We start from the raw sequence: 21,498 nt of genomic DNA, 5'->3' as shown, positions 1-21,498 counted from the left end.
AGCGCTGAACAAAATGACGAAAGCAGGTATGCCTGAAAGCGTGCGTATTGCCTGAAAACACAACCCGCTACGGGGGAGACTTACCCGAAATCTGATTTATTCAACAAAGCCCTTCTGCTGCACAAACTCAAAATCCGGGCCGTCAGAGCTGTACATGGCGCGGCTTAACGGGTCCACAAACAGACGGTGCCAGGAGGAGTGGTTCTCCACCTGCAGCAGGAAGGAACTGAACCACTGGTCTTTGGCCGCACCAAACTTACCAATCATGTCGCGCTGCAGTGGCAGGAACTGGTCCGGATACAGCTGGTTGTATTTCGCGAACTCCTTCGCACTCTGTTTGAGGATAATTTTGTAGGAGGAGTTACCCCATGCCGCGCGGGCTGCGCTGGATGCCTTGTCAGAGTCAAAGTCGACGATGTTCTGTGTGATGGTGATATAGGCACCGGTATGACGGCGACAGGTGCGGTAACCTTTTTGAATAAACTCACCAACTTTACGATTTTTGAAGTCCAGCAGACGCCAGCCTTCATCAATGACGTTCAGTTTCTTGAGGTTACGCGGCGTGCGGTACATCCGGTTCTCGATGTAAATGATAAGGCTGAACATCACCGCAACCAGCAGTGACGGACGGTCTTCCAGCCCACCCAGCTCCAGCACCACCATTCTGGCATCATCCCGCAGGGACGGTTCATCAGAGTTAAAATACCGGCCGTAAGTGCCGTTGGCAGTGTACTGGTCAAGCAGCACAATCATTTCGTCCAGACGGCTGCGGATGGTCGGTGACTCGACATACTGGTCGTTATCACGGGCGTTTTTCAGGAAATCCACCACATCATCAATGCGCGCCTGCTTCTTTTTAGCCAGCCAGGAGGCTCTGACCGCCTGCAGCAACAGACCTTCATGCACTTCATCCAGGTTACCGTTGGGGCTGGCCATCACCGACAACTGGTCACGGACACGCTCCGCTGACTGGTCAATATCAGTGATGTTCGCAAACGGGTTAAAGCGCAGGGTTTCACCGTCCAGATATACGCCCCCCATGTTCTCACACAAAGACTTGTAGCCATCCCCCATGTCGAACACCACGGCAAAGCCCCCGGAGTCCAGCACGCTGCGGATAAGTGGCTGTATCAACCCGGTTTTACCGGCCCCGGATGTTCCACAGACCGCCATGTTGTAGTTGGTGTTATTCATCCCCTTAAAGAAGATATCGATAAACGCCAGCTGGTTACGGTAGGTGGGTGCCAGCAGGCCTGCCGGTGTCAGGGGGTTATCCGCCACTAACGGCATCAGGTTGGCCACATTAAAGCTCTCTGCGCGCTGAACCACACCGGCCTCTTTCAGCTGTTTAAACAGCCCTTTCCCGGCCATAAAGGGCAGGCAGGTCAGGAAATTGCGCATGTGGTTAAAGCGCGGTGAAATCAGCTCAAAACCGTTTTTACGAAAGCTGTTCAGAATGTCCTGCTCCACTTCCAGAGCCGTTTCATTGTTATCCTTGCAGAATGCTGTGATGTTAAGGAAGTAGGACACGACAGAAGACTGACCGGAGCCCAGCCGCTGGCGCAGTTCCCCCCACTCCTTAGCTTCTTTCTCCACGGACGGAAACCATTTGGCATAGGAGGTCTTCGACTTTTTCTCCAGGTCCATGTACTTCAGGTTGGCTTCACTGTGGGTTTTCACCTGATCTTCCACCACCAGTGTCAGCGTCAGGATGAACGGGCAGGAAATGGACATTTCCGGGTTCAGCAGATTGCTGTAGTTATCGGCCATGTTCCACAGGAAGGCGATTTCCGGGTTACGGGCCAGATGGAAATTCAGGATACGGGCTGTGCTGTTCCTGCCGTTCTCACGCAGCCCCAGCGTCAGGTAATCCGCCCGGACCTTCAGATCAAAACTGTCCTCCACACACTGATAATTCAGATCAGAATACGGGTCCAGCTGACGTCTTTTCGGGTACAGGGAGTCCGGGTTATGGTTAATCATCTCCCCGACAATATCGATAAAGGCCTGTGCATCCACCGCCTGTGTGGTGATACTGGCCCCCTGTAACGACGCCCGGATGATTTTCACCAGGTTTTCCATTTCCAGAATGTCAGCCCGGCTTTTTTTCTTCGAGGGAGAACAGTACGAGAAGAATACCCGGTAATGGCGCAGGGTCAGGGGCAGATTCATCCCCTCCGGCAGCGGAAACTGTGTCGCTGCCGCGTTCATATAATAGGCACGGGTAATGGCGTTAAACCGTTCAGCCTGTTCACCTGACCAGGAGAACTCACGCAGCCCGTATTCAATCCTGTCACCAACAAGCTGACTGGACATCAGATGGATGCAGAACGGCACTCCGCGCGGCAGTTTGGTGCGCAGCATGTGGTCGAGCGCCTCCACAATGGACTCATTCGCCCCATTGATGGGAATGGCTTCCAGCATAAAGCCCATCGTGGTGTCATTCATGAACAGACCGGATTCCTGGTTGTAATCACGGTACGGCAGCAGACGGCTGAACTGCGGGAAGCTCATTTCGCCCAGAACTTCATTGGCCTTTGCGGATTCGTCAGGCAGTTTCAGTGCTGTGACGAGGGAGTTAACCGCCTGAGTGACGGCCTCAAGTGGGTTATTCACATGAATTCCTTAGTTGAAAAATAAAGCGAGAAATGCGGTAGCCATGAAGGGAATACCTGTAATTAACGCGCCATTTCCCGGCGCATATACAAAGATTTCTGTTTTCTGAATATCCACTCATGTTCATCCGGAGTTAAATCACTATGTTCTGCGACTGACTTATGCATAATGTTTTCTCTGTCTTTCCTGATACGCCTGACATTCAACGCACAACGTCACACCGGGAAATATTTTCCGCCGGGCTTCCGGAACAGGATTTCCGCATGCTTCACAGAGATAAACAGGAATACCATGAGCATTTATTTTCTGGCGTATCCGGTTTATTCCTGTCATGGTCAGTTGTTCTGTCACTGAATATGCTTCATCGGCTTCATCACTCACGGAATATTCCTCCCGACATGTTCTGACACGCTACCGCCCATCCCTTTTCACGCACAGGGCACTCGTTTTACAGGCAGATTTTGAATACAGAAAGCCCGCCGGCATTGCCGGCTGATATACAACTTCAGGGCCAGTTAATTAATACGTGGTTTTCCCCACGCAGACGGTTTAATAACAAAAAACACGCTGGATGGCTGATGATAAACATCCTGATTATCAATATAAGGCGCTATCCATAATGCAGCCGTCTGCTCACCCGTTCTTAGCGGACGGGGAGGTGTTACCGGCGCAACTGAACTGACCGGAACAATCGTTTTCACTTCCCGGGCAGCGGTAAACAGCGGGCGTGGTGCCAGCAGTTTCTGCTCCGGATGTGCTGTCACCGCAGGTCTGCTGCCGGACGGAGTGGTCGCGGTGACGGTCTGCACCGGCATTGTCCGGAAGTTCCCTTCAGCCAGGCGCGGCAGTGATGCCGCAACCGGCTTTGCTTCTGAGGACTGCTCCAGTTTTTTGGCCTTCTCATTGGCCTGCTCCATCGTCATACAGGTATCGGATGTGGTGGCGTTACACTCAAATTCCGTACTGGTTCCGGCACAGCCGGAAAGTAATAAGGTCCCCAGCAGAGGAATAAATAAAGAAATCTGTTTCACTGTCCCTCACCTTTCTCATCGCAGTTCACAAAATCATTCTTCAAATCCCTGACCGTACAGGTTTTTACAATGTCAGGATTTTCAAAAACCGTATTCCGTGATGATTTATAAACATATGCCACAATGCGTTTCCCACCCGCATCAGGCTCTGGTGCACTGACTTCACATAACGGAGGTGTTATTCCGGACTCATACAGCACCGGATAATTTATTTTTTTGACGCTGCCATCAGAAACCAGCTTATTCATCGAAGGGTTCCTTATATTTCTGAATTCTTCATCACACCGACAGCAGTCATATTAAAATTGTCCGGCAATGACTCAGAACCGAATTTCTCCGGTGCAGGAAGTACGATTCTTGTGGCGCAGTTACTGAGAACAGCATGCATAAAATCATCTGACACGGTTTTACCCGGCACAGAGAGGGCTGTAATAACATTAATATTACGCATGTTCATTTTTATCTCCGTTGTTTCTGTTTGTTCTGTCATCAGGAAGATAAACAGGGCATTTCCTGATTTTTCCCGGCAGGGAAGCGTCTTCCGTATAAACGTCCTTCAGATATTCATCTGCGGTTACCACCCGGATACATTTCATTTTTCCGGGCAGCACCGGATATTTCCCGGTGATCGCTGCCAGCGAGACATACATCAGTGCCAGTGTTGCCCATAATGCGGTGACCAGTTGCATCAGTGACCGGTCAGTCTCCCTGACATAATCTGCAGCATCAGCCGCGCGGTAATGGCAGATATCCTGTATTTCTGATCTGCCTGAAGAATCAGAGGAAGAAAACCAGCATTCACTGACCGGGAACTGTCCGGCAGGTGCTGTTTGTCTTACGAAGTTAATCTCCTTAACCAGTAATTTCCCCGGCGTGGTGTTGTCCTTCCATAAAACAAACAGAGCCATCAGGGCCATTGTGGCCAGTGGCAGAATGACGATGTACTTCAGACACCAGAACAGTCCTCGCAGAACCCGGGCGACAACATACCGGGCGGCATGGCACGCCTGACGGGACGACATATTATTTGCCATCGTTGCCCCCTCCCTGGCTGCCGGACATAAACTGCTGCGGATTCAGGTTGCCCAGCTGCTTCAGCATCTGGTCAGTATTAAAGCCGTTAAGATGACTTTCAGCCGATGGCGGAACAGGAACCGGACTTTCCTGATTCTCTTCTTCCGCTCTGCTCTGCGTGCGTTCCAGCGCCATCTCTTCCACGGTTTTCAGCTGGAAGCCGTCCTGGAACACCACGGTCACTTCGTTGCCCGCACCAATCGGTATCACCGGGTGATACTGTTCGGCACGTTTGATGTAGTAGTCACTGAGCGTCTGTGCGGCTTTCGATGCGCCGCCACCGATACCCATTTTCAGGACATCACCAGCCCCGTAAGCGGCTGTGGCACCCAGCCCGACAGCCGGCTGGGAGGCGCGCTCCATTCCCTGACCGATACCGTCAACAAATCCCGCGCCCCATGCCCAGCCGAGGATTTTGCCGTTACGCATCACCACTTCGCCCTTGATACCGTTTTTACCCCGGAAGCTGACATGCCCCTTAATCGGCATATCAATGGTTTTGCCGTCCTTCAGGCAGCTGATATTGCGGGTGCGTACAATGGCACGTTCACTGGACACATCCCCCCAGGCTTCCAGCCCCACAAAACATCCCGTTGCGTCATACGTTTTGCTGTTCGGCATTTCCACCAGACCGGTGATACGCAGCTGCATCGGCACCGTGGATTCATTACCGGTGACTGACGCATTGGCATCCGCCCCTTCAATCAGCATGGCTTTCGCAAAACTTCCTGACGGAATGTACGGCAGTGATGGTCCCTGTTTTCCCTCATTACGGGTAAACACCTTACGCTGTATCCGGTTAGGCACCGGCACAGACTGGTACGTCACCTGTGGTGGTGGCGTGACACCATTCCCGGGATAAAACGCCGTCGGCGGTGGAACAGCAACGCTGCCCTGCGGCGGGAAGGATACGGGGGTGTTTCCTGGCTGTGGTTCGCCTTCCGGGCCGGGCGGTGAGGCAGGCATCTGCGGTACAGGCTCACCGGTCGCCGTGACGGGATTAGCACCCAGGGCTTTCACCTGCTCTGCCAGGGCGGCATTATCCTGTCCCAGCTTTTCAATACGACGCTGGTCATCACCGCGCTGTTTGTTCAGGACATCCAGCTCGCGACGGATTTCCTCATACTGCTTCTGCATCTGCGCTGCCGTCACCTGCATCTCTGTGGTGGCATGCTGACGCACCTTGTCATCAAAGGTCGTATCCACCACACCGGTCATATCCGGCACGGGTTCCTGTTCAGCCACGGCCTCACCGTTACCGGACATGTCCACATCAGACAGATACAGTGCACCACCAATCGCGGAGGCTGCACCGACAACCACAATCCCCAGCCACAGGTACTGCTTGCGTTTCACAATGGTATTGATACTGGCCATCAGTTGCCCTCCCCGTCACGGATGACATACACATCCATGCGCGCACCTGCCAGTAACTGGCTGGCAGGCTGGCTGAACATCACGGCACGGGTTCCCGGCTGCCAGAAATCACTTTCCCGGATATTCAGGGCAGACAGCGTTTTATTTTCCACGGCAAAGCGGACCATCTTCAGGTGATTCCCCGTCCATACGGCATCTGCCACTGAAGACAGCCCCGCCGGGGCCTGCAGGGTTTCCTTTGTCACCGGGACCTGATACCAGCCTGCGGGTAATTTTCCGCCACGGACGGCCTGGCTGATGGTCACAAGCAGGGATTCGTAAGGCGTGGACGTTTCCCACGCACCGGCTTCTTCTCCGGTTCCGCGCAGGTCACTGACCAGCTGAATGGTACGCCCCGCGCCTTCACGGGGAACGGCCTGAATGGAAAGATTCAGACCACGTTCTGTTTCCAGAATGAACGTAAAGGGCTTTTTGTTGACGGTGGCCACCACCACACCGCCGGAGGCGGTCTGCTCATTATTGGTCAGGGCACCATCCAGACTGTTCACGGCGATAATCCGGTCACCGGGAACGGTAAACAGATTCGGGCTGGTATTGCTGATGGCAATACTGGCCTGACCACCGTTCACCATTGGCACCACGGTGGGGGCCAGCGTACCGTTTGCGGCCATCACGCTGCAGGAAAAAAACAGGCTGCCGAATATTATTGCCGTATTATTTTTTCTCATCGTCTGTTTCCCCGAAATTATCCAGCCAGGTCACCCCGTTTTCCCGCTTCAGAATAAGGATGTAATGTTTGATATCAGTGAAAGGTTTTGAATCACCAATCCAGGTTTTAAGCACACCACGAATTTCCACACGGCCATACTGAGGCCAGACACGAACACTGGTCTGGAAAAAGGCTGAGTTCACGTTATCGGTTTTAATACGCTTCGCTTCTTCAGCCAGAATAACTTTCATCTGGTTCTGTGCGCCCGGGCGGATATATTGCAGAAGCGCCTGATGTGAGGCGTCGACGGTTTCTGATGAAACATTCAGACGGAGGGCAATAAATGACAGCGCCATCTGCTGTAAATAAGAGGCGTCGGCACTGTTCTGTGACACGGCAAAGGGGGCATTAAATGCCATTGGCGTCACGGCAGTGCGTTGCTCATTCTGAAGACGGTAGTTATTCACCCCCTGAATGACGTTAACAGAGAGGCTGAGAACAATAAGCACTGACATAAATATAAAGGCGATGGCCATTACACGACTGGTACTTAAACGGGCACCGTGTTCCATATAACAATCCTGGTATCAGTTCTATTTAATCCACTGCCGGAAACACGAATCGGGAACATTATGAAAAATACCGCGCAGCAGGGCTGTTGGCATATACCAGTAAATCAGGTCACGTAACCAGGAACTGCCCCGCCCTTTTTTCAGTTTTTTAATCCCGAAATAAACCAGAACCGCTGCACCAATACCGAACAGATATTTCGATGTTGTGATACCCCAGCCAATACAGATTGCTGCGGGGATCAGTTCATCCAGTGGCAGGCCAAACCAGCGGCTCTGGTTGGTCAGTGTTTCCGGGAAACGATATTTCTTAAGTTTATTCTCGTCTCCCGACATCGTTTTATTTCCTGTCAGAGGCCAACGACGGCCATACCCACAGCAATAAATACAGAGATGATGGCGAAACCGGCCAGGAACTTGACGTTTTTGGTCATCATGTACATGACAGCACCGACCAGAACTTCAGCCAGAACAACCCATTTAACAACACTGGAGTCCTTACCGAAGGTCGCCTTAACCGTGGTGTTACCGCTTGCCATCAGGTCCTGACCACTGCTGCCGGCGGCCATCGCCAGCTGCGGGAAGAACATCATCAGAACAGCAGCCGGGATCACTGCGCGAGCCAGGCGAAGCATATTCAGACGAGTGAATTTAGAAAAAAACGACTTCTTTTTGACGGGCGCAGAAGCACCCTGAACACTTAAAACAGCATTCATAAGTTACCTCAATTTCGGATAAATGAATAAAACTAGAGTGTATTAAATGTTATATCTTCCTCTTTATCTGCCTCCCTGAATATCTCCGAGTTATAAAAATCAGGAAACTTGATCAAATGATCAATAACTCTGTCTGCAGCCTCATCTGTTTTACACCATCCACTACGATTTTTGGCTGCAATAAGTAGCTGGTTAGTTTCATCATCCAGACGCATTGTCAGATACTTAACCAGCGACTTACCATAGATATTCCCTGCCCTGTTAAACTTTGGATAGCGGTGAAGATGATCTTTAAGTCTTATTACTGCCTCAAACGATCGACTTCTTCCGCTTCTGTTACTTGCCTCAATTAATAGACTTTCCACATCTACAGGTAATTTTAGTTTTACCATCTTACCTGTTGCAGAACGTGTACCAAATCTTTTCAATAACACCTCCCGCTGTTTATCTTCTGGTTACCACTTATGTTTACAGAATAATCAGAAAAGGTAAATAGACGGAAAGTCTATATTTTATTAACACCTTATTAACGCGTATTTATGATACACATAGCCTTCTCGTATAAATAATAAATAAACTTTTTATTGTAGAGTAAGATAATTAACTCATCTTTATTAGAAACAGAGAAGTAGTCGCATATCAGAGATGCGTGTTTCTTTGATGTGGAGATGGATATATTTAATATTCTTGCTATAGCATTATGACTGATTCCGGTGCTATATAAGTAAAAGACATCATTTACATATGATGATACAGAAGAATCATCACTCATTCTTCTGATTATATTTCTGATATCATCACTGACAATCGTTTTTTGATTATAACTGTCTTTATGACGAACATGAGCAGCATCATAAAATTGCCACAGAATAATATTTCTGTGTCCATTAAGAAATGACTGGACAGATATTGTCCAGAATCTGTTCTGAATAAAAACATCCTCTACAAGATTAAGATGCGTATGCTCATTCCTGTATGCTTCCATCTCTGTGACAGAGATCAATTCACAAAAATCTCTCTGCGACAGAAGCCATTTTTCAGCACTTTGATCTTGTGTAAGAAATGACTCATGAAACAGCGTATTGCAAAAAATAAATTTTCCAGTTTCGTCCCTGATACAGGCTGGATTTGGATAATCCTGAATAACTGCCGTCAGATTTTCCAGCAGATCTATTTGACGAGCATGTTTTTGTTGAATACGATCCATCGGATACATAGGAACCTCCTCACAAAGGATTCTATGGACAGTCGATGCAGGGAGGAGAGAACTCCCTGCATCGGCGATTTTCAAATTCAAATTTTAACGTGGCATTAACCACGTAATTAATATACTAATTATCTTTCGTACTGTCACCTTTTTAAATCATAAAAACTCTGATATTTGAACGAAGTCAAATTTCTTTTATTCATCATCATTTTTTGGAAAAAATCGTTCCATCTCAGATGATACCTTCTCCCTGATATCTTCAACCATATTGGCATATTCAAACTTTGGATTTCCGGAGACATGAGGACTGAGAGACTCAATACCCAAAATTTTCGCTACTGATGATTGTGTTTTTACAACGCATTCAAGAAGCAATTTATTAAACTCAGTCTGATTAAATGCAGACTCTTTACGCTCCATCTGAGCCTCATGTACACGAAGCCCCAGTTCAAGAAGCATTGAAGCTGTTGCTGAAAAACTGACATCTTTTTCCCTTGCCCCTTCCTGTCGACGCTTCTCAATAATCGCATTTATTTTTTCATAGGCATCATTGCTGATATACAGGTTCACCTTAGCCATTAGAGATTACCTTTTTTGAACATAAAATAAAGTTAATTTCGAAACACTAAAATTCATAATGCAAACAGGGACGCACCGCTAGCAGCGCCCCTAGCGGTATCCTATAAAAAAACACACCGCGCCGCTAGCAGCACCCCTAATATAAAATAATGTTTTTTATAAAAATAGTCAGTACCACCCCTACAAAGCGGTGTCGGCGCGTTGTTGTAGCCGCGCCGACACCGCTTTTTTAAATATCATAAAGAGAGTAAGAGAAACTAATTTTTCATAACTCTCTATTTATAAAGAAAAATCAGCAAAAACTTGTTTTTGCGTGGGGTGTGGTGCTTTTGGTGGTGAGAACCACCAACCTGTTGAGCCTTTTTGTGGAGTGGGTTAAATTATTTACGGATAAAGTCACCAGAGGTGGAAAAATGAAAAAATGGATGTTAGCCATCTGCCTGATGTTTATAAATGAGATCTGCCAGGCCACTGATTGCTTTGATCTTGCAGGCCGGGATTACAAAATAGATCCTGATTTACTGAGAGCAATATCATGGCAAGAATCCCGTTACCGGGTTAATGCCATCGGTATTAATCCGGTAACGGGATATGGCAGCGGACTGATGCAGGTAGATTCCCAGCATTTTAACGAACTGGCCCGCTACGGAATTAAGCCAGAACATCTGACAACAGATCCCTGCATGAACATTTATACCGGTGCTTATTATCTGGCAATAGCATTTAAAAAATGGGGCGTCACCTGGGAGGCCGTTGGTGCATACAATGCCGGATTCAGGAAAACCGAACGCCAGAACCAGAGACGTCTTGCCTACGCATCAGATGTTTACCGGATTTATACTGGGATAAAAAGCAGTAAAGGTATCCGGCTTCCGGCCACGAAGAAATCACTTCCGGAAATTAACAGCGTGCAGAACAATTAATCTTACAGACATTGTCAGATACCGGTTATGCCGCAAAAGCGGCATGGAAGGCCACACACAAAAATATCATATGAGTGACAATACTGACTGGCCGAAGCCCCGCGAAGCGGGAACCCATCTTATATATACCCGGTAACTGTGCAGCCTCCTGCCAGACCATTTTTCGCGGGCACAATATTTACAGACAACCGGAAATCCGGTTGATGAAATTGAGGTATATCAGACGACACAGCAATGCCGAAAAATGATAATATAAGTAAAGCCCCGAAAATTTTTTCGGGGCTTTACTTATATTATCATGACTTCCACTTTCTGAACTGTTCGGCAATCACCCATAACGCCTTGTTGATTCTTATATCACCATCAATACCTGTAATGGCTCTTGTCCTGGTATTTTTCCCGGAGGCACTTCGCCCCGATAATCCACCTTTTATCATATTCTCCTGAACCCGCTGCCAGGTTGTCCAGAGATCGTTCTGTTTGTCTTCCCGACGACGGGGAGTAATTATCTGTTCAGGTGTCACTGGCGTTTTATTTTCATCTTCATACCTGACCATCAGTGCAGCTCTGCCAAATAAATGTTGCTCGTCACTGTTAAGATGAATTTCTTTCATCGCCTCCATATTATCAGTGACCTTATCAAAGACACCGAGCACTTCATACGCTCCCTCGATAACCTGCCCGACAATATCACCTTTATGTGGAACGCGGATTTCGCCAAAATTATTTCCGCACACCAGGCCATTTGTGCAGACAAAACGAAAAATTCCGGGGATCATCTGATAACTGGATGAACCATCATGTGAATTAAGCAGGATAATTTCAGGAACTTCCTGTCCGTTAATATGCCCTTCCCTGCGAAGACGTAACATATGTTTACTGTATTCGCGACGTCCCAAATCACGAATCCGACTCTGACAGGCAAAGAATGGCTGGAAACCTTCATCACGTAACTTATTGATGATATTGATTGTTGGAATATACGTATAACGTTCACTCCGGGACTCATGTTTATCACCGGAAAATACCGAAGGCACGAACTGCATTAATTCATCATCCGTTAAAGGACGTTCACGGCGGATGGAATTATACCGACCAAAACGGGAAGCTAATCGCATAACAGCTACTCCTTTATGAAAGAATAAATTTAATAAAAAATTTTTCCGCTTAATATCATCCCCCCGATCTCCATTAACAAGATTGCAACAATCAGGAGGGATATTCATCACATCCGGTCAGCAGATCGCCCGGATATCGAGGCCGGCACGCTTAATCTGACGCAGGAACTGTTTGAAGTGATCGGCTTCCGCAATGTTGATATGGCGGAACTGCTTATCCACACCCTGACTGAGCGCGTAGCTATAACTGAAGGCCATCTTTTCCGGGTGGCTTTTGCGATATTTTTTCAGCTCAGTCAGGCTGCTGAATTCCAGGACGTCCCACTCTTCCCCGGTGTTTTTTTTCTTCCCGGCAACAAGAAGCGTGTACGACGCGGTGTTAACGTGGATATTTCGGGTACTCATCCTGCTTTCTCCTCTCTCTGGTTTTCAGCCCCCATCATCTGTTGAGTTTCGGGAGCCGCGGTTTTGACGTTTTGCGGGGACCTGCCTTTTGTTCCCTCCGGTATTCACCATCACCTGTTTGAGAACCTTCGCCGCATGGGGCATCACTGCCACGGCCGGAAACGACTGTCCGGGGGCAGACCGCAAAAGTTTTTGCCTGCTTCTGGGCAAAAAGTTTTGCGGGATGTGCATTTCACCCCTGGACTGGCGGAGACGGTTGTGGCTGTCTATGCCCCCGGCGACAGGGGCTTAAACTGGTGAATGGCACCGGACACAACAACGGGCAGGGACCCGCCGCAACGACGTGAAGCGCGGTTTGCGAAACGGCGTTGCGCCTTACATCCCGGCGCCTTTTGCCGGGATGCCGGGAGCGCAGGTCACGGCGCGACAGAGGCGGCGCGACCGGAACGGTCGCTGCAAGCCAGGGGTTTTCACGCATCGGACCGTAGCGACAGCCCGAAACCGCGCCAGCGGGTTCGGCGGAGACTGGCAGGTGCGCCAGCAGCTGCCTGTCGGAGTCGGGCCTGACGACCGGATGCCGCCAGGCAGCCGGGAGCCGAAGGTACGCCCGGCAGACAGGACAACACTGCAGTAGTCAGAATCAGAGCAGGAAGAAAAAGAGAATAATCACAGGGAAGGTGATGTGATTTCTGACAGGCCATAACCAGAGAAGGCGGGGGAAAAGAACGGGCGCCGCAGGCGCGCGTTCATCCCCGTTCCTGAAGGGAAACGACCTTCCTGAAGTCAGGTTGTTCATGCCCGTACAACATCAGCAAGGAGAAAGGGGCTACCGGCGAACCAGCAGCCCCTTTATAAAGGCGCTTCAGTAGTCAGACCAGCATCAGTCCTGAAAAGGCGGGCCTGCGCCCGCCTCCAGGTTGCTACTTACCGGATTCGTAAGCCATGAAAGCCGCCACCTCCCTGTGTCCGTCTCTGTAACGAATCTCGCACAGCGATTTTCGTGTCAGATAAGTGAATATCAACAGTGTGAGACACACGATCAACACACACCAGACAAGGGAACTTCGTGGTAGTTTCATGGCCTTCTTCTCCTTGCGCAAAGCGCGGTAAGAGGCTATCCTGATGTGGACTAGACATAGGGATGCCTCGTGGTGGTTAATGAAAATTAACTTACTACGGGGCTATCTTCTTTCTGCCACACAACACGGCAACAAACCACCTTCACGTCATGAGGCAGAAAGCCTCAAGCGCCGGGCACATCATAGCCCATATACCTGCACGCTGACCACACTCACTTTCCCTGAAAATAATCCGCTCATTCAGACCGTTCACGGGAAATCCGTGTGATTGTTGCCGCATCACGCTGCCTCCCGGAGTTTGTTCGGCACCATCCACCGCTCCATCTCACGAACAGCATGACCGACCACCCTTGCCGCCATACCAGCCTCTGCGATGACCTGCCAGAATGGCATATCCTGCCACTGCCAGCGTTCCATTCCGGCCAGTGACGGAAAACGCTCGCCCCACTGCCAGAACCACGGCAGCCTGGCGGCTGCAAATTGAAAACCGCCCCGGTTCGTCCTGTTGTTGCCGCACGCCCCGCAGAATATGTATGCTCTGAGGACCTGTTTTATTAAGGACTCATCCCCTTATGTTGACCCGCAAAAGTATCGATACAGTTCTGCTCTCTGTTGGTGCTGAGAAGCTCTCACAACGAGAATGGGACTGGATGAAAATGCTCAAACCCATGGACCCACCACCTGCGATGGTGACGACCTCCATCCTGAAGCGCCGTGGCGATACAGCAGCCCTTACCCTGCTACAGGATACCGGGGTTTAATCCATCCTCATGTTGTCCGGTTTTACTCCCCGCCCTCTGAAACGTCTGTTCACAGCCAACCAGTGCTGGACGTCCTTCCTGGATGCGGGCGGTCTGCGCGATATCGAGGTTGAAGCCGTCACCAAAATGCTGGCCTGCGGCACACGGATACTGGGTGTAAAAGAGTTCGGGTGTGATAACCCGGACTGTCAGCACGTAAAGTACCTGACCAACTCATGCGGCAGCCGTGCCTGCCCGTCCTGCGGAAAGAAGGCCACAGACCTGTGGACAGCAACACAGCTGAATCGTCTTCCTGACTGCGACTGGGTACATCTGGTCTTCACCCTGCCGGACACGCTGTGGCCGGTGTTCGAAAGCAACCGCTGGCTGCTGAATGACGTGTGCCGTCTGGCGGTGGAGAATCTGCTGTATGCCGCCCGAAAACGGGGGCTGGAACCCGGTATCTTCTGCGCCATCCACACGTATGGCCGTCGTCTCAACTGGCATCCGCATGTACATGTGTCTGTAACCTGTGGAGGTCTGAATAAGCATGGTCAGTGGAAAAAGCTGAGCTTCCTGAAAGACGCGATGCGTTCACGGTGGATGTGGAATATGCGGCAGCTGCTTCTGAAAGCGTGGTCAGAGGGGATGGCAATGCCGGAGTCGTTGTCACATATCACGACGGAATCACAGTGGAGAAGCCTGGTGCTGAAATCCGGCGGAAAATACTGGCATGTGTACATGTCGAAGAAGACAGCCGGAGGGCGGAATACGGCACGCTACCTGGGTCGTTATCTGAAGAAGCCACCAATAGCGGCTTCCCGACTGGCTCATTACAACGGAGGGGCAAGCCTGAGCTTCCGTTACCTGGACCACAAAACGGGAGAAACGGCGACGGAAACGCTGACACAGCGTGAGCTGGTCGCGAGGCTGAAACAGCACATCCCGGAGAAGTTTTTTAAGATGGTGAGGTACTTCGGGTTCCTTGCCAACCGTGTGTGTGGAGAGAAGCTGCCGCAGGTGTACCGTGCACTGGGGATGGATAAACCGGAACCAGTGGCGAAAGTGTGCTATGCACAAATGGTGAAACAGTTCCTGAGTCGTGACCCGTTCGAATGCGTGCTGTGTGGCTGCCGGATGGTATACCGCCGGGCCATTGCGGGGCTGAATGTATCAGGGCTGAAGAAAAACGCGCGGGATATCAGTCTACTGAGGTATATGCCGGCCTGACACAGGCTAAGTGTGCCCGGGAATCGGTGAAAGTATAAAAAACAGCCTGTTACGGTATAAAAATCGACCATACAGAGAGGGAAACCACCGGAGTGGTGGGAAAAGCAGAAAGGCTCACGTGGCATAAGGCGTGGACAATGGTATCGACTGGTTTTTCAATTTCCTATACGTGAACAGGGTTTCCAGGTCATGCTCTGCCACCCGGTCACTCCAGCGTGCATACCAGCTTCCGACTGTTTCCGGCGAATGGAATGCCAGTTCGATTTCAGCCTGAGCGACCAGCGCCTGGTACGCACGGGCTTTCTGCTCTGCCTCCCTCGCCTGCTGGCGGCTGTACTTCTGCATGACCAGCGCGGATTTATGGCGACTGCGTTCCCTGACACGAAACCGCACCGACGGGAACAAGCGTTCTGCTGCATCGCCTGGAAGGGGAAGGAGGCAAACCTCGCCCTGTGTTTCAATCAGCACATCGATGGCATACAGCCACTGAAGACGGTTGCCGTGCAGTTCTTCTGCGGTCAGGGACGGCATGAAAAATCGCAGGTCAGACAGCGATATCCTGCGGCTTCCGTTCAGACAGCGGAAAAACGCCCCCGCATACGGATATTCAGCCAGCGTGTTACCCTGATGGCGGCGTTTTTCGGTCTCCGCCACCGCCCGCCATGCGGCCTGTTGCTCTGTGCTGAGAGGAACCAGTGCCTGTGAACGTGCGCTCATGCCTGACTTCCTTCCGCCATCAGGATATGGATGATGTCACTGACGCTGTACCCCTGCGCGTCCAGTGACGCCGCCAGTGCCAGTGAATGGCTGACAGCTTCCGGTGCAAACCGCCGCTGTACCTGAACCACCGCAAACGGCTCACCACCGGCATTCACCAGAACCAGCACCCAGACCTGAGAGACATCGCCCGGTGAACATAACGCCAGGTGAAAACGTTCGTGGGCAGGCGTGAAACGGACCTGGACGGGGAAAAAGCCGCCAAACTCGCTGCCGTACTCGCCGTTCATCGTCCAGTTATCCGGCGCATCCAGCTCCCGCATCACGGCGTGAGTCAGCTCACGGCGTTCATCACTTCCGGCAGCCCGGATATCTTCATATTCCTGTGTGTTCATGGTCTGTAATACATTCAGGGTCAGTTCAGTTTTCATCACGGTATCTCCCTTGCTGCCGCCCCGTCTCCGGCGGGGCGGTGTGGTTGTTCATCAGGCGGCATCAGCCAGGTTATCGGTGCGTTCAGTGGCATCCGTCTGTGGGCGTGGTGCACACATCCAGCCTGGAACCCAGCGGTTGTCTTTCATATGGTGCTCTGCATGTTCAGCCGCATCACCTTTCTTCATCTTCTCCGCGTCCCGTGCGGCACCGGACAGCCCTGCCTTATTCAGGGCTGCGATAATCTGCGGCGGACGTTCGCGCGTCGGGCACCTCTCTTACTTAAGAATCCCGAAATCCCTGATGACATGGTTCATCCAGTACCCGGCACCGTCCTCAAAATTCCAGGTACGCCAGACTATTGCACCGTTATTACGGACAACCAGGCGAAACTGTTCGCCGTGGTCATCCTCGATAAAGACGTTCCGGTACTGTGCGGCAACAGCTTCGGCATGTTTGCGGGTAAAAGGACCGTCAGGCAGCCCCTGAAGTATTCTGAAATATTCGCTCATCCTCATCTCTCCGGTGATGCCCCGCACAGAACGGGGCGGGGCGGGGCGGTTATCACAGTCAGCCCGATCAGAACGGGATATCGTCTGAAAACCCGTAATCGTCACCCTCCGGCGGTTGCGGCTGAGGCTCCGGCTGCGCGGCCTTACGTCCACGGCCTTTCGTTTTTGCGCCACCTTTTTTCGTACCGGCCTCCGCCTGTGGTTCCGGCTGAGGCTGACCGCTGAACTGTTGCCCCTCTTCCGGCTGAGTCTGAGCACCTGCGGCACGTCCCAGCATCTGCATGGTGCCCGTGGTCTTAACAAGAATTTCGGTGACGTAACGGGTGATACCGTTATCCTCCCAGCTACGGGTGCGAAGCTGACCTTCGATGTAGACCTGCGCGCCCTTGCGCAGATATTCGCCAGCCACTTCCGCGAGCTTGCCGAACAGCACCACGCGATGCCATTCTGTCTGCTCCCGCATCTCCCCTGTCTGTTTGTCACGCCAGGTTTCCGACGTGGCGACCTGCAGGTTTGCCACTGCGCCCCCGTTGGGGATGTAACGGACTTCCGGATCTTTTCCCAGGCGTCCCACGAGAATGACCTTGTTAATGCCACGAACTGCCATGATGTGCCTCCTTCTGTTGATGTTTTCAGCCCCCATCATCTTTTGAGTTTCGGGAGCCGCGGTTTTGACGTTTTGCGGGGACCTGCCTTTTGTTCCCTCCGGTATTCACCATCACCTTTTTGAGAACCTTCGCCGCAAGGGGCATCACTGCCACGGCCGGAAACGACTGTCCGGGGGCAGACCGCAAAAGTTTTTGCCTGCTTCTGGGCAAAAAGTTTTGCGGGATGTACATTTCACCCCTGGACTGGCGGAGACGGTTGTGGCTGTATCAGCCCCCGGCGACAGGGGCTTAAACAGGTGAATGGCACCGGACAGAACAACGGGCAGGGACCCGCCGCAACGACGTGAAGCGCGGTTTGCGAAACGGCGTTGCCCCTTGCATCAACGCCAGCCCGGCTAAGATGGAGGCACGGCACAGCCCGCACACGACTCGACGTCCACATAACTGAACCCCCACAAGGCCATGCTCCGCATGGCCGGGTAAAGCGGAGCCGGCGGCGACTTCCTTTGTGCTCTGTCCGGGGACCGGCAGGAAAAAGGCGGGGATTTTCCCCGCCATCGTCATCATTTCCGGATTTTTGCCAGGGCATCCGCCATGCTGCGGATTTCATCCCGTGCCTCCAAGAAAACTCCCGCAGAATATAGCGGTCAAACAAGCGGCGGGGCGGTTCACCCGGTATACGCAGCACATCACAGACCAAGCCACTGGCCAAGATATGTTCCACACACTCACTGGCAGGCATTAATGGAATCGTAGTCTCACGCTGATAATCAGATCGACAATACAAGTGAGACCGTGGTCCCAGACTGATTAGCAGACCAACAATACGAGTGGGACCGCGGTCCCAGACTGATTATCAGACTAACAATATGAGTGGGACCGTGGTCGCAGACCGATAATCAGACCAACAATATGAGTGGGACCGTGGTCCCAGACTGATTAGCAGACCGACAATATGAGTGGGACCGTGGTCCCAGACTGATTAGCAGACCGACAATATGAGTGGGACCGTGGTCCCAGACTGATTAGCAGACCAACAATACGAGTGGGACCGCGGTCCCAGACTGATTAGCAGACTAACAATATGAGTGGGCCCGTGGTCCCAGACCGATAATCAGACCGACAATATGAGTGGGACCGTGGTCCCAGACTGATTATCAGACCGACAATATGAGTGGGACCGTGGTCCCAGACTGATTATCAGACCGACAATACAACTGGGACCGTGGTCCCAGATATAATATTCAGGCCAGTTAGTTATGTTTTCTAGCCTGTGCTAAAGGAAATTAAGTAAAGACAGATAAATGTAGACTAAAACGTGCCGCATCAAAGTGCCGCTTTTTCAAGTTCCTTAAGAATGGCTTCAATTCTCTCTATACACTCAGTTGGAATACGAGATCTATCTAGGTTTAACACCATTTTATCGCCCTTGTACAACACTGTCGCTCCAGGAGCAAACTGATGTCGTGAGCTTAAGCTAGTTCTTGAGGCAGATGACGTTTTAAGCACAGACGTTAAAAGAGTGATGACTTCTTCAGCTTCAAATATCACTCCTGCTTTTTTCTGCTCGTGAAGGTTAGATGCCTGCTGCTTAAGTAATTCTTCTTTATCTGTAAAAGCTCTTTGAAGTGCATCACCTGACCGGGCAGATAGTTCACCGGGATGAGAAAAAAGAGCAACAACTGATTTAGGCAGTTTAGCTGTGTTGATACAGCGGGTAATAATCTTACGTGAAATATTTTCTGCATCAGCCAGCGCAGAAATATTTCCAGCAAATTCATTCTGCAATCGGCTTGCATAACGCTGACCACGTTCATAAGCACTTGTTGGCCTATAATCGTTACCCAATCTGGACAATGCAGCCATCTGCTCATCATCCAGCTCACCAACCAGAACTCGATAATCACTTTCTGTAAGTGCAGCAGCTTTACGACGGCGGCTCCCATCGGCAATTTCTATGACCCCAGACACTCTTCGACCGAATGCTGGTGTCTGCTGACCTGTCAGTAGAAAAGAAGGGATAAGATCATCCAGGGCGTCTTCGGTAAGCAGTTCCTGGTCACGTTCATTACCTGACCATACCCGAGAGGTCTTCTCAACACTATCTCCCCGGAGCACCTCAAGGGTAAATTTCACGTCCCTACCACATACAGGCAAAGTAATAGCATTGCCACGAGCCATAGCTCCTACGCGCGCAATTAACGAATCCACCATCGGTGCAGCTGGTGCCGATGACGGAGTATCTTCAAGCGGTTGAGTCTTAATCGTATGTTTTGGAATGACAGGCGCACGCTTCATTATCTAATCTCCCAGCGTGGTTTAATCAAACGATCGAAAATTTCATTGCAGACAGGTTCCCAAATAGAAAGGGCATTTCTCCAGGCACCTGTTGAAGAGCGTTGATCAATAGCCTGTTCAAAAACAGTTCTCATCCGGATCTGACCTTTACCAACTTCATCCGTTTCACGCACAACATTTTTTAGGACCATGCTTCCCCAGGCGTCCCGAATTTGCTCCTCCATCCACGGGGACTGAGAACCATTACTATTACTGTATTTGGTAAGCAAAATACGTACATCAGGCTCGAATCCTTTAAGATCTACGTTTTTGAGCAGATCACGAAGCATATCGAAAAACTGCAGAGCGGAAGTGTAGTCGAACAACTCAGCAGGCGTGGGGACAATCAACACATCAGCAGCACATACAACATTAATCGTGCCGATACCTAGGTTAGGCGCGCTGTCAATGACAATGACATCATAGTCATGAGCGACGGTTTCAATGGCCAGTCGGAGCATCAGGTGTGGATCGGTGGGCAATTTACCTTCATCAAATTTGCCCATTAGCTCAGTTTCAATGCGGTGCAGAGCCAAACAGGAAGGAATAATGTCAAGCCCAGGCCAGCAAGTAGGCTTTATTGCATAAGTGACATCGTCCTTTTCCCCAAGATAGAAGGGAAGGAGAGTATCCTCTGCATGAATATGAAGATCTGGCACCCAGCCGTGATACATCGATGCTGTTCCCTGGGGGTCGTTACCTTCCACGAGCAGAACACGTAATCCCTTCAGAGCCAGATCCTGAGCAAGATGAACAGAAACAGAGGTTTTGTAAACGCCCCCTTTATGAGCAGCAACTCCAATCACCGGCGGAAATACGTCTTCAGCACGTCGTAGTCTCGTACCAAACACGTCACGCATATGATTAATTTGTTCAATTGTATAACCAACACGTTGCTCAACCCGTCCTCGTATTTCCATATCCGGGTGCGGTAGCCGGCCTGCTTTCTCGGCATCCCTGATAGCCTGAGAAGATACTCCAACTAAATCCGCTGCTTCACCTATTCTCCAGCGTCGGGTGATTTTCCTCGCTTCCGGGCTGTCATCATTAAACTGTGCAATGGCGATAGCCTTCGTCATTTCATGACCAGCGTTTATGCACTGGTTAAGTGTTTCCATGAGTCTCATTCTGAACATCCTTTAATCATTGCTTTGCATATTTTCATTTAATCTTGCATTTTATTGCAAAGCAACAACAAAATTGCAAAGTAGTCAAAAAACCGCAAAGTTGTTTAAAATGAGAGCAACACATCAAAAAAGGAAACAGGAAGAGCACATACCTCAGTCAATAATTATCACTAGTACTCGTAGCCGTCGTGTAACCGAGCGTAGCGAGCTAACTGGCGAGGACGCGCGCTAACTGTTCACACTCAGTATCCCTAGCACCAAAATAACTATCTGATGGTCAAGGCGGTAATGACTCCAACTTATTGATAGTGTTTTATGTTCAGATAATGCCCGATGACTTTGTCATGCAGCTCCACCGATTTTGAGAACGACAGCGACTTCCGTCCCAGCCG

Annotated in this window: 29 protein-coding genes and 8 pseudogenes; 6 read left to right on the top strand and 31 right to left on the bottom strand. The window is 50.6% G+C overall.

Annotated features, from left to right (window positions below; genetic code table 11):
- Nucleotides 1–111 precede the first annotated feature (111 nt).
- The 14 genes and pseudogenes from traC to traM all read right to left on the bottom strand — a co-directional run.
- A pseudogene (gene traC / locus ACJHWT_RS23050) lies at nucleotides 112–2,616 on the bottom strand (type IV secretion system protein TraC); the annotation flags it as partial.
- A 159-nt stretch (nucleotides 2,617–2,775) separates the two neighbouring features.
- Complete coding sequence (gene traR, locus ACJHWT_RS23045) at nucleotides 2,776–2,997, bottom strand: conjugal transfer protein TraR (RefSeq protein ID WP_001278692.1); 222 nt, start codon at nucleotides 2,995–2,997, stop codon at nucleotides 2,776–2,778.
- A 134-nt stretch (nucleotides 2,998–3,131) separates the two neighbouring features.
- Nucleotides 3,132–3,647, bottom strand: coding sequence for a type IV conjugative transfer system lipoprotein TraV (gene traV, locus ACJHWT_RS23040; RefSeq protein ID WP_000809902.1), 516 nt, complete (start codon nucleotides 3,645–3,647; stop codon nucleotides 3,132–3,134).
- Complete coding sequence (gene trbG / locus ACJHWT_RS23035; protein ID WP_001038341.1) at nucleotides 3,644–3,895, bottom strand: conjugal transfer protein TrbG; 252 nt, start codon at nucleotides 3,893–3,895, stop codon at nucleotides 3,644–3,646. Before trbG ends, traV begins: the two co-directional genes overlap by 4 nt.
- 11 nt (nucleotides 3,896–3,906) lie before the next feature.
- On the bottom strand, nucleotides 3,907–4,104 hold the full coding sequence (locus tag ACJHWT_RS23030; protein ID WP_001324648.1) for a conjugal transfer protein TrbD: 198 nt from the start codon (nucleotides 4,102–4,104) through the stop codon (nucleotides 3,907–3,909).
- Nucleotides 4,091–4,681 carry a conjugal transfer pilus-stabilizing protein TraP gene (traP, locus tag ACJHWT_RS23025; protein WP_000002778.1) on the bottom strand — a complete coding sequence of 197 codons (591 nt, stop codon included), beginning with the start codon at nucleotides 4,679–4,681 and terminating at the stop codon, nucleotides 4,091–4,093. The genes ACJHWT_RS23030 and traP overlap by 14 nt, the downstream gene beginning before the upstream one ends.
- On the bottom strand, nucleotides 4,671–6,098 hold the full coding sequence (gene traB, locus ACJHWT_RS23020) for an F-type conjugal transfer pilus assembly protein TraB (protein WP_032297072.1): 1,428 nt from the start codon (nucleotides 6,096–6,098) through the stop codon (nucleotides 4,671–4,673). Before traB ends, traP begins: the two co-directional genes overlap by 11 nt.
- Nucleotides 6,098–6,826 (bottom strand): type-F conjugative transfer system secretin TraK, encoded by a 729-nt coding sequence (traK, locus tag ACJHWT_RS23015; RefSeq protein ID WP_001230787.1) that lies wholly within the window; start codon nucleotides 6,824–6,826, stop codon nucleotides 6,098–6,100. Before traK ends, traB begins: the two co-directional genes overlap by 1 nt.
- The gene (gene traE, locus ACJHWT_RS23010) at nucleotides 6,813–7,379 is read right to left on the bottom strand and encodes a type IV conjugative transfer system protein TraE (RefSeq protein WP_000399794.1); all 567 of its coding nucleotides are present in this window, start codon (nucleotides 7,377–7,379) and stop codon (nucleotides 6,813–6,815) included. Before traE ends, traK begins: the two co-directional genes overlap by 14 nt.
- Nucleotides 7,380–7,400: 21 nt before the next feature.
- Complete coding sequence (traL, locus tag ACJHWT_RS23005) at nucleotides 7,401–7,712, bottom strand: type IV conjugative transfer system protein TraL (protein WP_000012106.1); 312 nt, start codon at nucleotides 7,710–7,712, stop codon at nucleotides 7,401–7,403.
- Nucleotides 7,713–7,726: 14 nt separating this feature from the next.
- On the bottom strand, nucleotides 7,727–8,092 hold the full coding sequence (gene traA, locus ACJHWT_RS23000; protein WP_000994779.1) for a type IV conjugative transfer system pilin TraA: 366 nt from the start codon (nucleotides 8,090–8,092) through the stop codon (nucleotides 7,727–7,729).
- Between the two features lie 32 nt (nucleotides 8,093–8,124).
- A complete protein-coding gene (gene traY, locus ACJHWT_RS22995) occupies nucleotides 8,125–8,520 on the bottom strand; it encodes a conjugal transfer relaxosome DNA-bindin protein TraY (RefSeq protein WP_001309237.1) in 396 nt (131 codons plus the stop codon).
- Nucleotides 8,521–8,618: 98 nt separating this feature from the next.
- On the bottom strand, nucleotides 8,619–9,308 hold the full coding sequence (gene traJ / locus ACJHWT_RS22990) for a conjugal transfer transcriptional regulator TraJ (RefSeq protein ID WP_000283385.1): 690 nt from the start codon (nucleotides 9,306–9,308) through the stop codon (nucleotides 8,619–8,621).
- Between the two features lie 186 nt (nucleotides 9,309–9,494).
- Nucleotides 9,495–9,878 (bottom strand): conjugal transfer relaxosome DNA-binding protein TraM, encoded by a 384-nt coding sequence (gene traM, locus ACJHWT_RS22985; RefSeq protein ID WP_001151524.1) that lies wholly within the window; start codon nucleotides 9,876–9,878, stop codon nucleotides 9,495–9,497.
- A gap of 332 nt (nucleotides 9,879–10,210) precedes the next feature.
- Here traM and ACJHWT_RS22980 point away from each other — a divergent pair, with 332 nt between their 5' ends.
- Nucleotides 10,211–10,801, top strand: a complete 591-nt coding sequence (locus tag ACJHWT_RS22980; protein WP_001376243.1) for a transglycosylase SLT domain-containing protein — start codon at nucleotides 10,211–10,213, stop codon at nucleotides 10,799–10,801.
- 296 nt (nucleotides 10,802–11,097) lie between these two features.
- Here ACJHWT_RS22980 and ACJHWT_RS22975 read toward each other — a convergent pair whose 3' ends face one another.
- The 3 genes from ACJHWT_RS22975 to ACJHWT_RS22965 form a co-directional block, all read right to left on the bottom strand.
- The gene (locus ACJHWT_RS22975) at nucleotides 11,098–11,919 is read right to left on the bottom strand and encodes a DUF932 domain-containing protein (RefSeq protein WP_001234426.1); all 822 of its coding nucleotides are present in this window, start codon (nucleotides 11,917–11,919) and stop codon (nucleotides 11,098–11,100) included.
- A gap of 117 nt (nucleotides 11,920–12,036) precedes the next feature.
- Entirely contained in the window at nucleotides 12,037–12,324 is a 288-nt protein-coding gene (locus ACJHWT_RS22970) for a hypothetical protein (protein WP_000107535.1), read from the bottom strand.
- 24 nt (nucleotides 12,325–12,348) lie between these two features.
- Nucleotides 12,349–12,555: a hypothetical protein gene (locus ACJHWT_RS22965; RefSeq protein ID WP_000547968.1), complete on the bottom strand. Its 207-nt coding sequence runs from the start codon at nucleotides 12,553–12,555 to the stop codon at nucleotides 12,349–12,351.
- Nucleotides 12,556–12,624: 69 nt separating this feature from the next.
- Here ACJHWT_RS22965 and ACJHWT_RS22960 point away from each other — a divergent pair.
- A pseudogene (locus ACJHWT_RS22960) lies at nucleotides 12,625–12,797 on the top strand (hypothetical protein); the annotation flags it as partial.
- Here ACJHWT_RS22960 and ACJHWT_RS22955 read toward each other — a convergent pair.
- From ACJHWT_RS22955 to mok, 3 genes and pseudogenes are all read right to left on the bottom strand, one after another.
- Nucleotides 12,795–13,025: a hypothetical protein gene (locus ACJHWT_RS22955; RefSeq protein ID WP_071586998.1), complete on the bottom strand. Its 231-nt coding sequence runs from the start codon at nucleotides 13,023–13,025 to the stop codon at nucleotides 12,795–12,797. The pseudogene ACJHWT_RS22960 and the gene ACJHWT_RS22955 sit on opposite strands and share 3 nt — an antisense overlap.
- Before the next feature lie 219 nt (nucleotides 13,026–13,244).
- The gene (locus tag ACJHWT_RS22950) at nucleotides 13,245–13,370 is read right to left on the bottom strand and encodes a type I toxin-antitoxin system Hok family toxin (protein ID WP_001372321.1); all 126 of its coding nucleotides are present in this window, start codon (nucleotides 13,368–13,370) and stop codon (nucleotides 13,245–13,247) included.
- A pseudogene (gene mok / locus ACJHWT_RS22945) lies at nucleotides 13,312–13,461 on the bottom strand (plasmid maintenance protein Mok); the annotation flags it as partial. The pseudogene mok and the gene ACJHWT_RS22950, both read right to left, overlap by 59 nt.
- A gap of 21 nt (nucleotides 13,462–13,482) precedes the next feature.
- Between mok and ACJHWT_RS22940 the strand changes: the two are divergent.
- Nucleotides 13,483–13,671: a hypothetical protein gene (locus ACJHWT_RS22940; RefSeq protein ID WP_001299721.1), complete on the top strand. Its 189-nt coding sequence runs from the start codon at nucleotides 13,483–13,485 to the stop codon at nucleotides 13,669–13,671.
- Here the strand turns inward: ACJHWT_RS22940 and ACJHWT_RS22935 are convergent.
- A pseudogene (locus ACJHWT_RS22935) lies at nucleotides 13,640–13,859 on the bottom strand (plasmid SOS inhibition protein A); the annotation flags it as partial. The gene ACJHWT_RS22940 and the pseudogene ACJHWT_RS22935 sit on opposite strands and share 32 nt — an antisense overlap.
- A gap of 116 nt (nucleotides 13,860–13,975) precedes the next feature.
- Here ACJHWT_RS22935 and ACJHWT_RS22930 point away from each other — a divergent pair.
- Together ACJHWT_RS22930 and ACJHWT_RS22925 are read left to right on the top strand one after the other, a co-directional pair.
- Nucleotides 13,976–14,164 (top strand): hypothetical protein, encoded by a 189-nt coding sequence (locus ACJHWT_RS22930; RefSeq protein ID WP_000957857.1) that lies wholly within the window; start codon nucleotides 13,976–13,978, stop codon nucleotides 14,162–14,164.
- Between the two features lie 9 nt (nucleotides 14,165–14,173).
- Nucleotides 14,174–15,373, top strand: a complete 1,200-nt coding sequence (locus ACJHWT_RS22925) for an IS91 family transposase (protein ID WP_000948429.1) — start codon at nucleotides 14,174–14,176, stop codon at nucleotides 15,371–15,373.
- A gap of 171 nt (nucleotides 15,374–15,544) precedes the next feature.
- Here ACJHWT_RS22925 and ACJHWT_RS22920 read toward each other — a convergent pair.
- The 6 genes and pseudogenes from ACJHWT_RS22920 to ACJHWT_RS22895 all read right to left on the bottom strand — a co-directional run.
- Nucleotides 15,545–16,090: pseudogene (locus ACJHWT_RS22920) on the bottom strand (plasmid SOS inhibition protein A); the annotation flags it as partial.
- Complete coding sequence (psiB, locus tag ACJHWT_RS22915) at nucleotides 16,087–16,521, bottom strand: conjugation system SOS inhibitor PsiB (RefSeq protein WP_000845936.1); 435 nt, start codon at nucleotides 16,519–16,521, stop codon at nucleotides 16,087–16,089. The gene psiB and the pseudogene ACJHWT_RS22920, both read right to left, overlap by 4 nt.
- A gap of 54 nt (nucleotides 16,522–16,575) precedes the next feature.
- Nucleotides 16,576–16,779, bottom strand: a pseudogene (locus ACJHWT_RS22910) (hypothetical protein); the annotation flags it as partial.
- 21 nt (nucleotides 16,780–16,800) lie between these two features.
- Complete coding sequence (locus ACJHWT_RS22905; protein ID WP_000005987.1) at nucleotides 16,801–17,034, bottom strand: DUF905 family protein; 234 nt, start codon at nucleotides 17,032–17,034, stop codon at nucleotides 16,801–16,803.
- A gap of 67 nt (nucleotides 17,035–17,101) precedes the next feature.
- Nucleotides 17,102–17,641 (bottom strand): single-stranded DNA-binding protein, encoded by a 540-nt coding sequence (locus ACJHWT_RS22900; RefSeq protein WP_000290840.1) that lies wholly within the window; start codon nucleotides 17,639–17,641, stop codon nucleotides 17,102–17,104.
- Nucleotides 17,642–17,666: 25 nt separating this feature from the next.
- Nucleotides 17,667–17,873, bottom strand: coding sequence for a hypothetical protein (locus ACJHWT_RS22895; RefSeq protein WP_000275856.1), 207 nt, complete (start codon nucleotides 17,871–17,873; stop codon nucleotides 17,667–17,669).
- A gap of 69 nt (nucleotides 17,874–17,942) precedes the next feature.
- Here ACJHWT_RS22895 and ACJHWT_RS22890 point away from each other — a divergent pair.
- Nucleotides 17,943–18,023: pseudogene (locus ACJHWT_RS22890) on the top strand (hypothetical protein); the annotation flags it as partial.
- A gap of 182 nt (nucleotides 18,024–18,205) precedes the next feature.
- On the opposite strand, the pseudogene ACJHWT_RS22885 reads toward ACJHWT_RS22890, so the two are convergent.
- The 4 genes and pseudogenes from ACJHWT_RS22885 to ACJHWT_RS22870 form a co-directional block, all read right to left on the bottom strand.
- Nucleotides 18,206–18,375, bottom strand: a pseudogene (locus ACJHWT_RS22885) (hypothetical protein); the annotation flags it as partial.
- A gap of 593 nt (nucleotides 18,376–18,968) precedes the next feature.
- Nucleotides 18,969–19,940 (bottom strand): ParB/RepB/Spo0J family plasmid partition protein, encoded by a 972-nt coding sequence (locus ACJHWT_RS22880; RefSeq protein WP_000817028.1) that lies wholly within the window; start codon nucleotides 19,938–19,940, stop codon nucleotides 18,969–18,971.
- On the bottom strand, nucleotides 19,940–21,106 hold the full coding sequence (gene sopA, locus ACJHWT_RS22875; RefSeq protein ID WP_001238646.1) for a plasmid-partitioning protein SopA: 1,167 nt from the start codon (nucleotides 21,104–21,106) through the stop codon (nucleotides 19,940–19,942). Before sopA ends, ACJHWT_RS22880 begins: the two co-directional genes overlap by 1 nt.
- 299 nt (nucleotides 21,107–21,405) lie before the next feature.
- On the bottom strand, nucleotides 21,406–21,498 hold a 93-nt coding region (locus ACJHWT_RS22870; RefSeq protein WP_000306640.1), incomplete at its 5' end, for an IS1 family transposase.

This window comes from Escherichia sp. WS338 (genome assembly GCF_046486405.1).
In the GTDB taxonomy this organism is placed as follows: domain Bacteria; phylum Pseudomonadota; class Gammaproteobacteria; order Enterobacterales; family Enterobacteriaceae; genus Escherichia; species Escherichia coli.
Note: the sequence above shows the minus strand (reverse complement) of the source record. Positions and strands in the feature narration are given on the sequence as shown.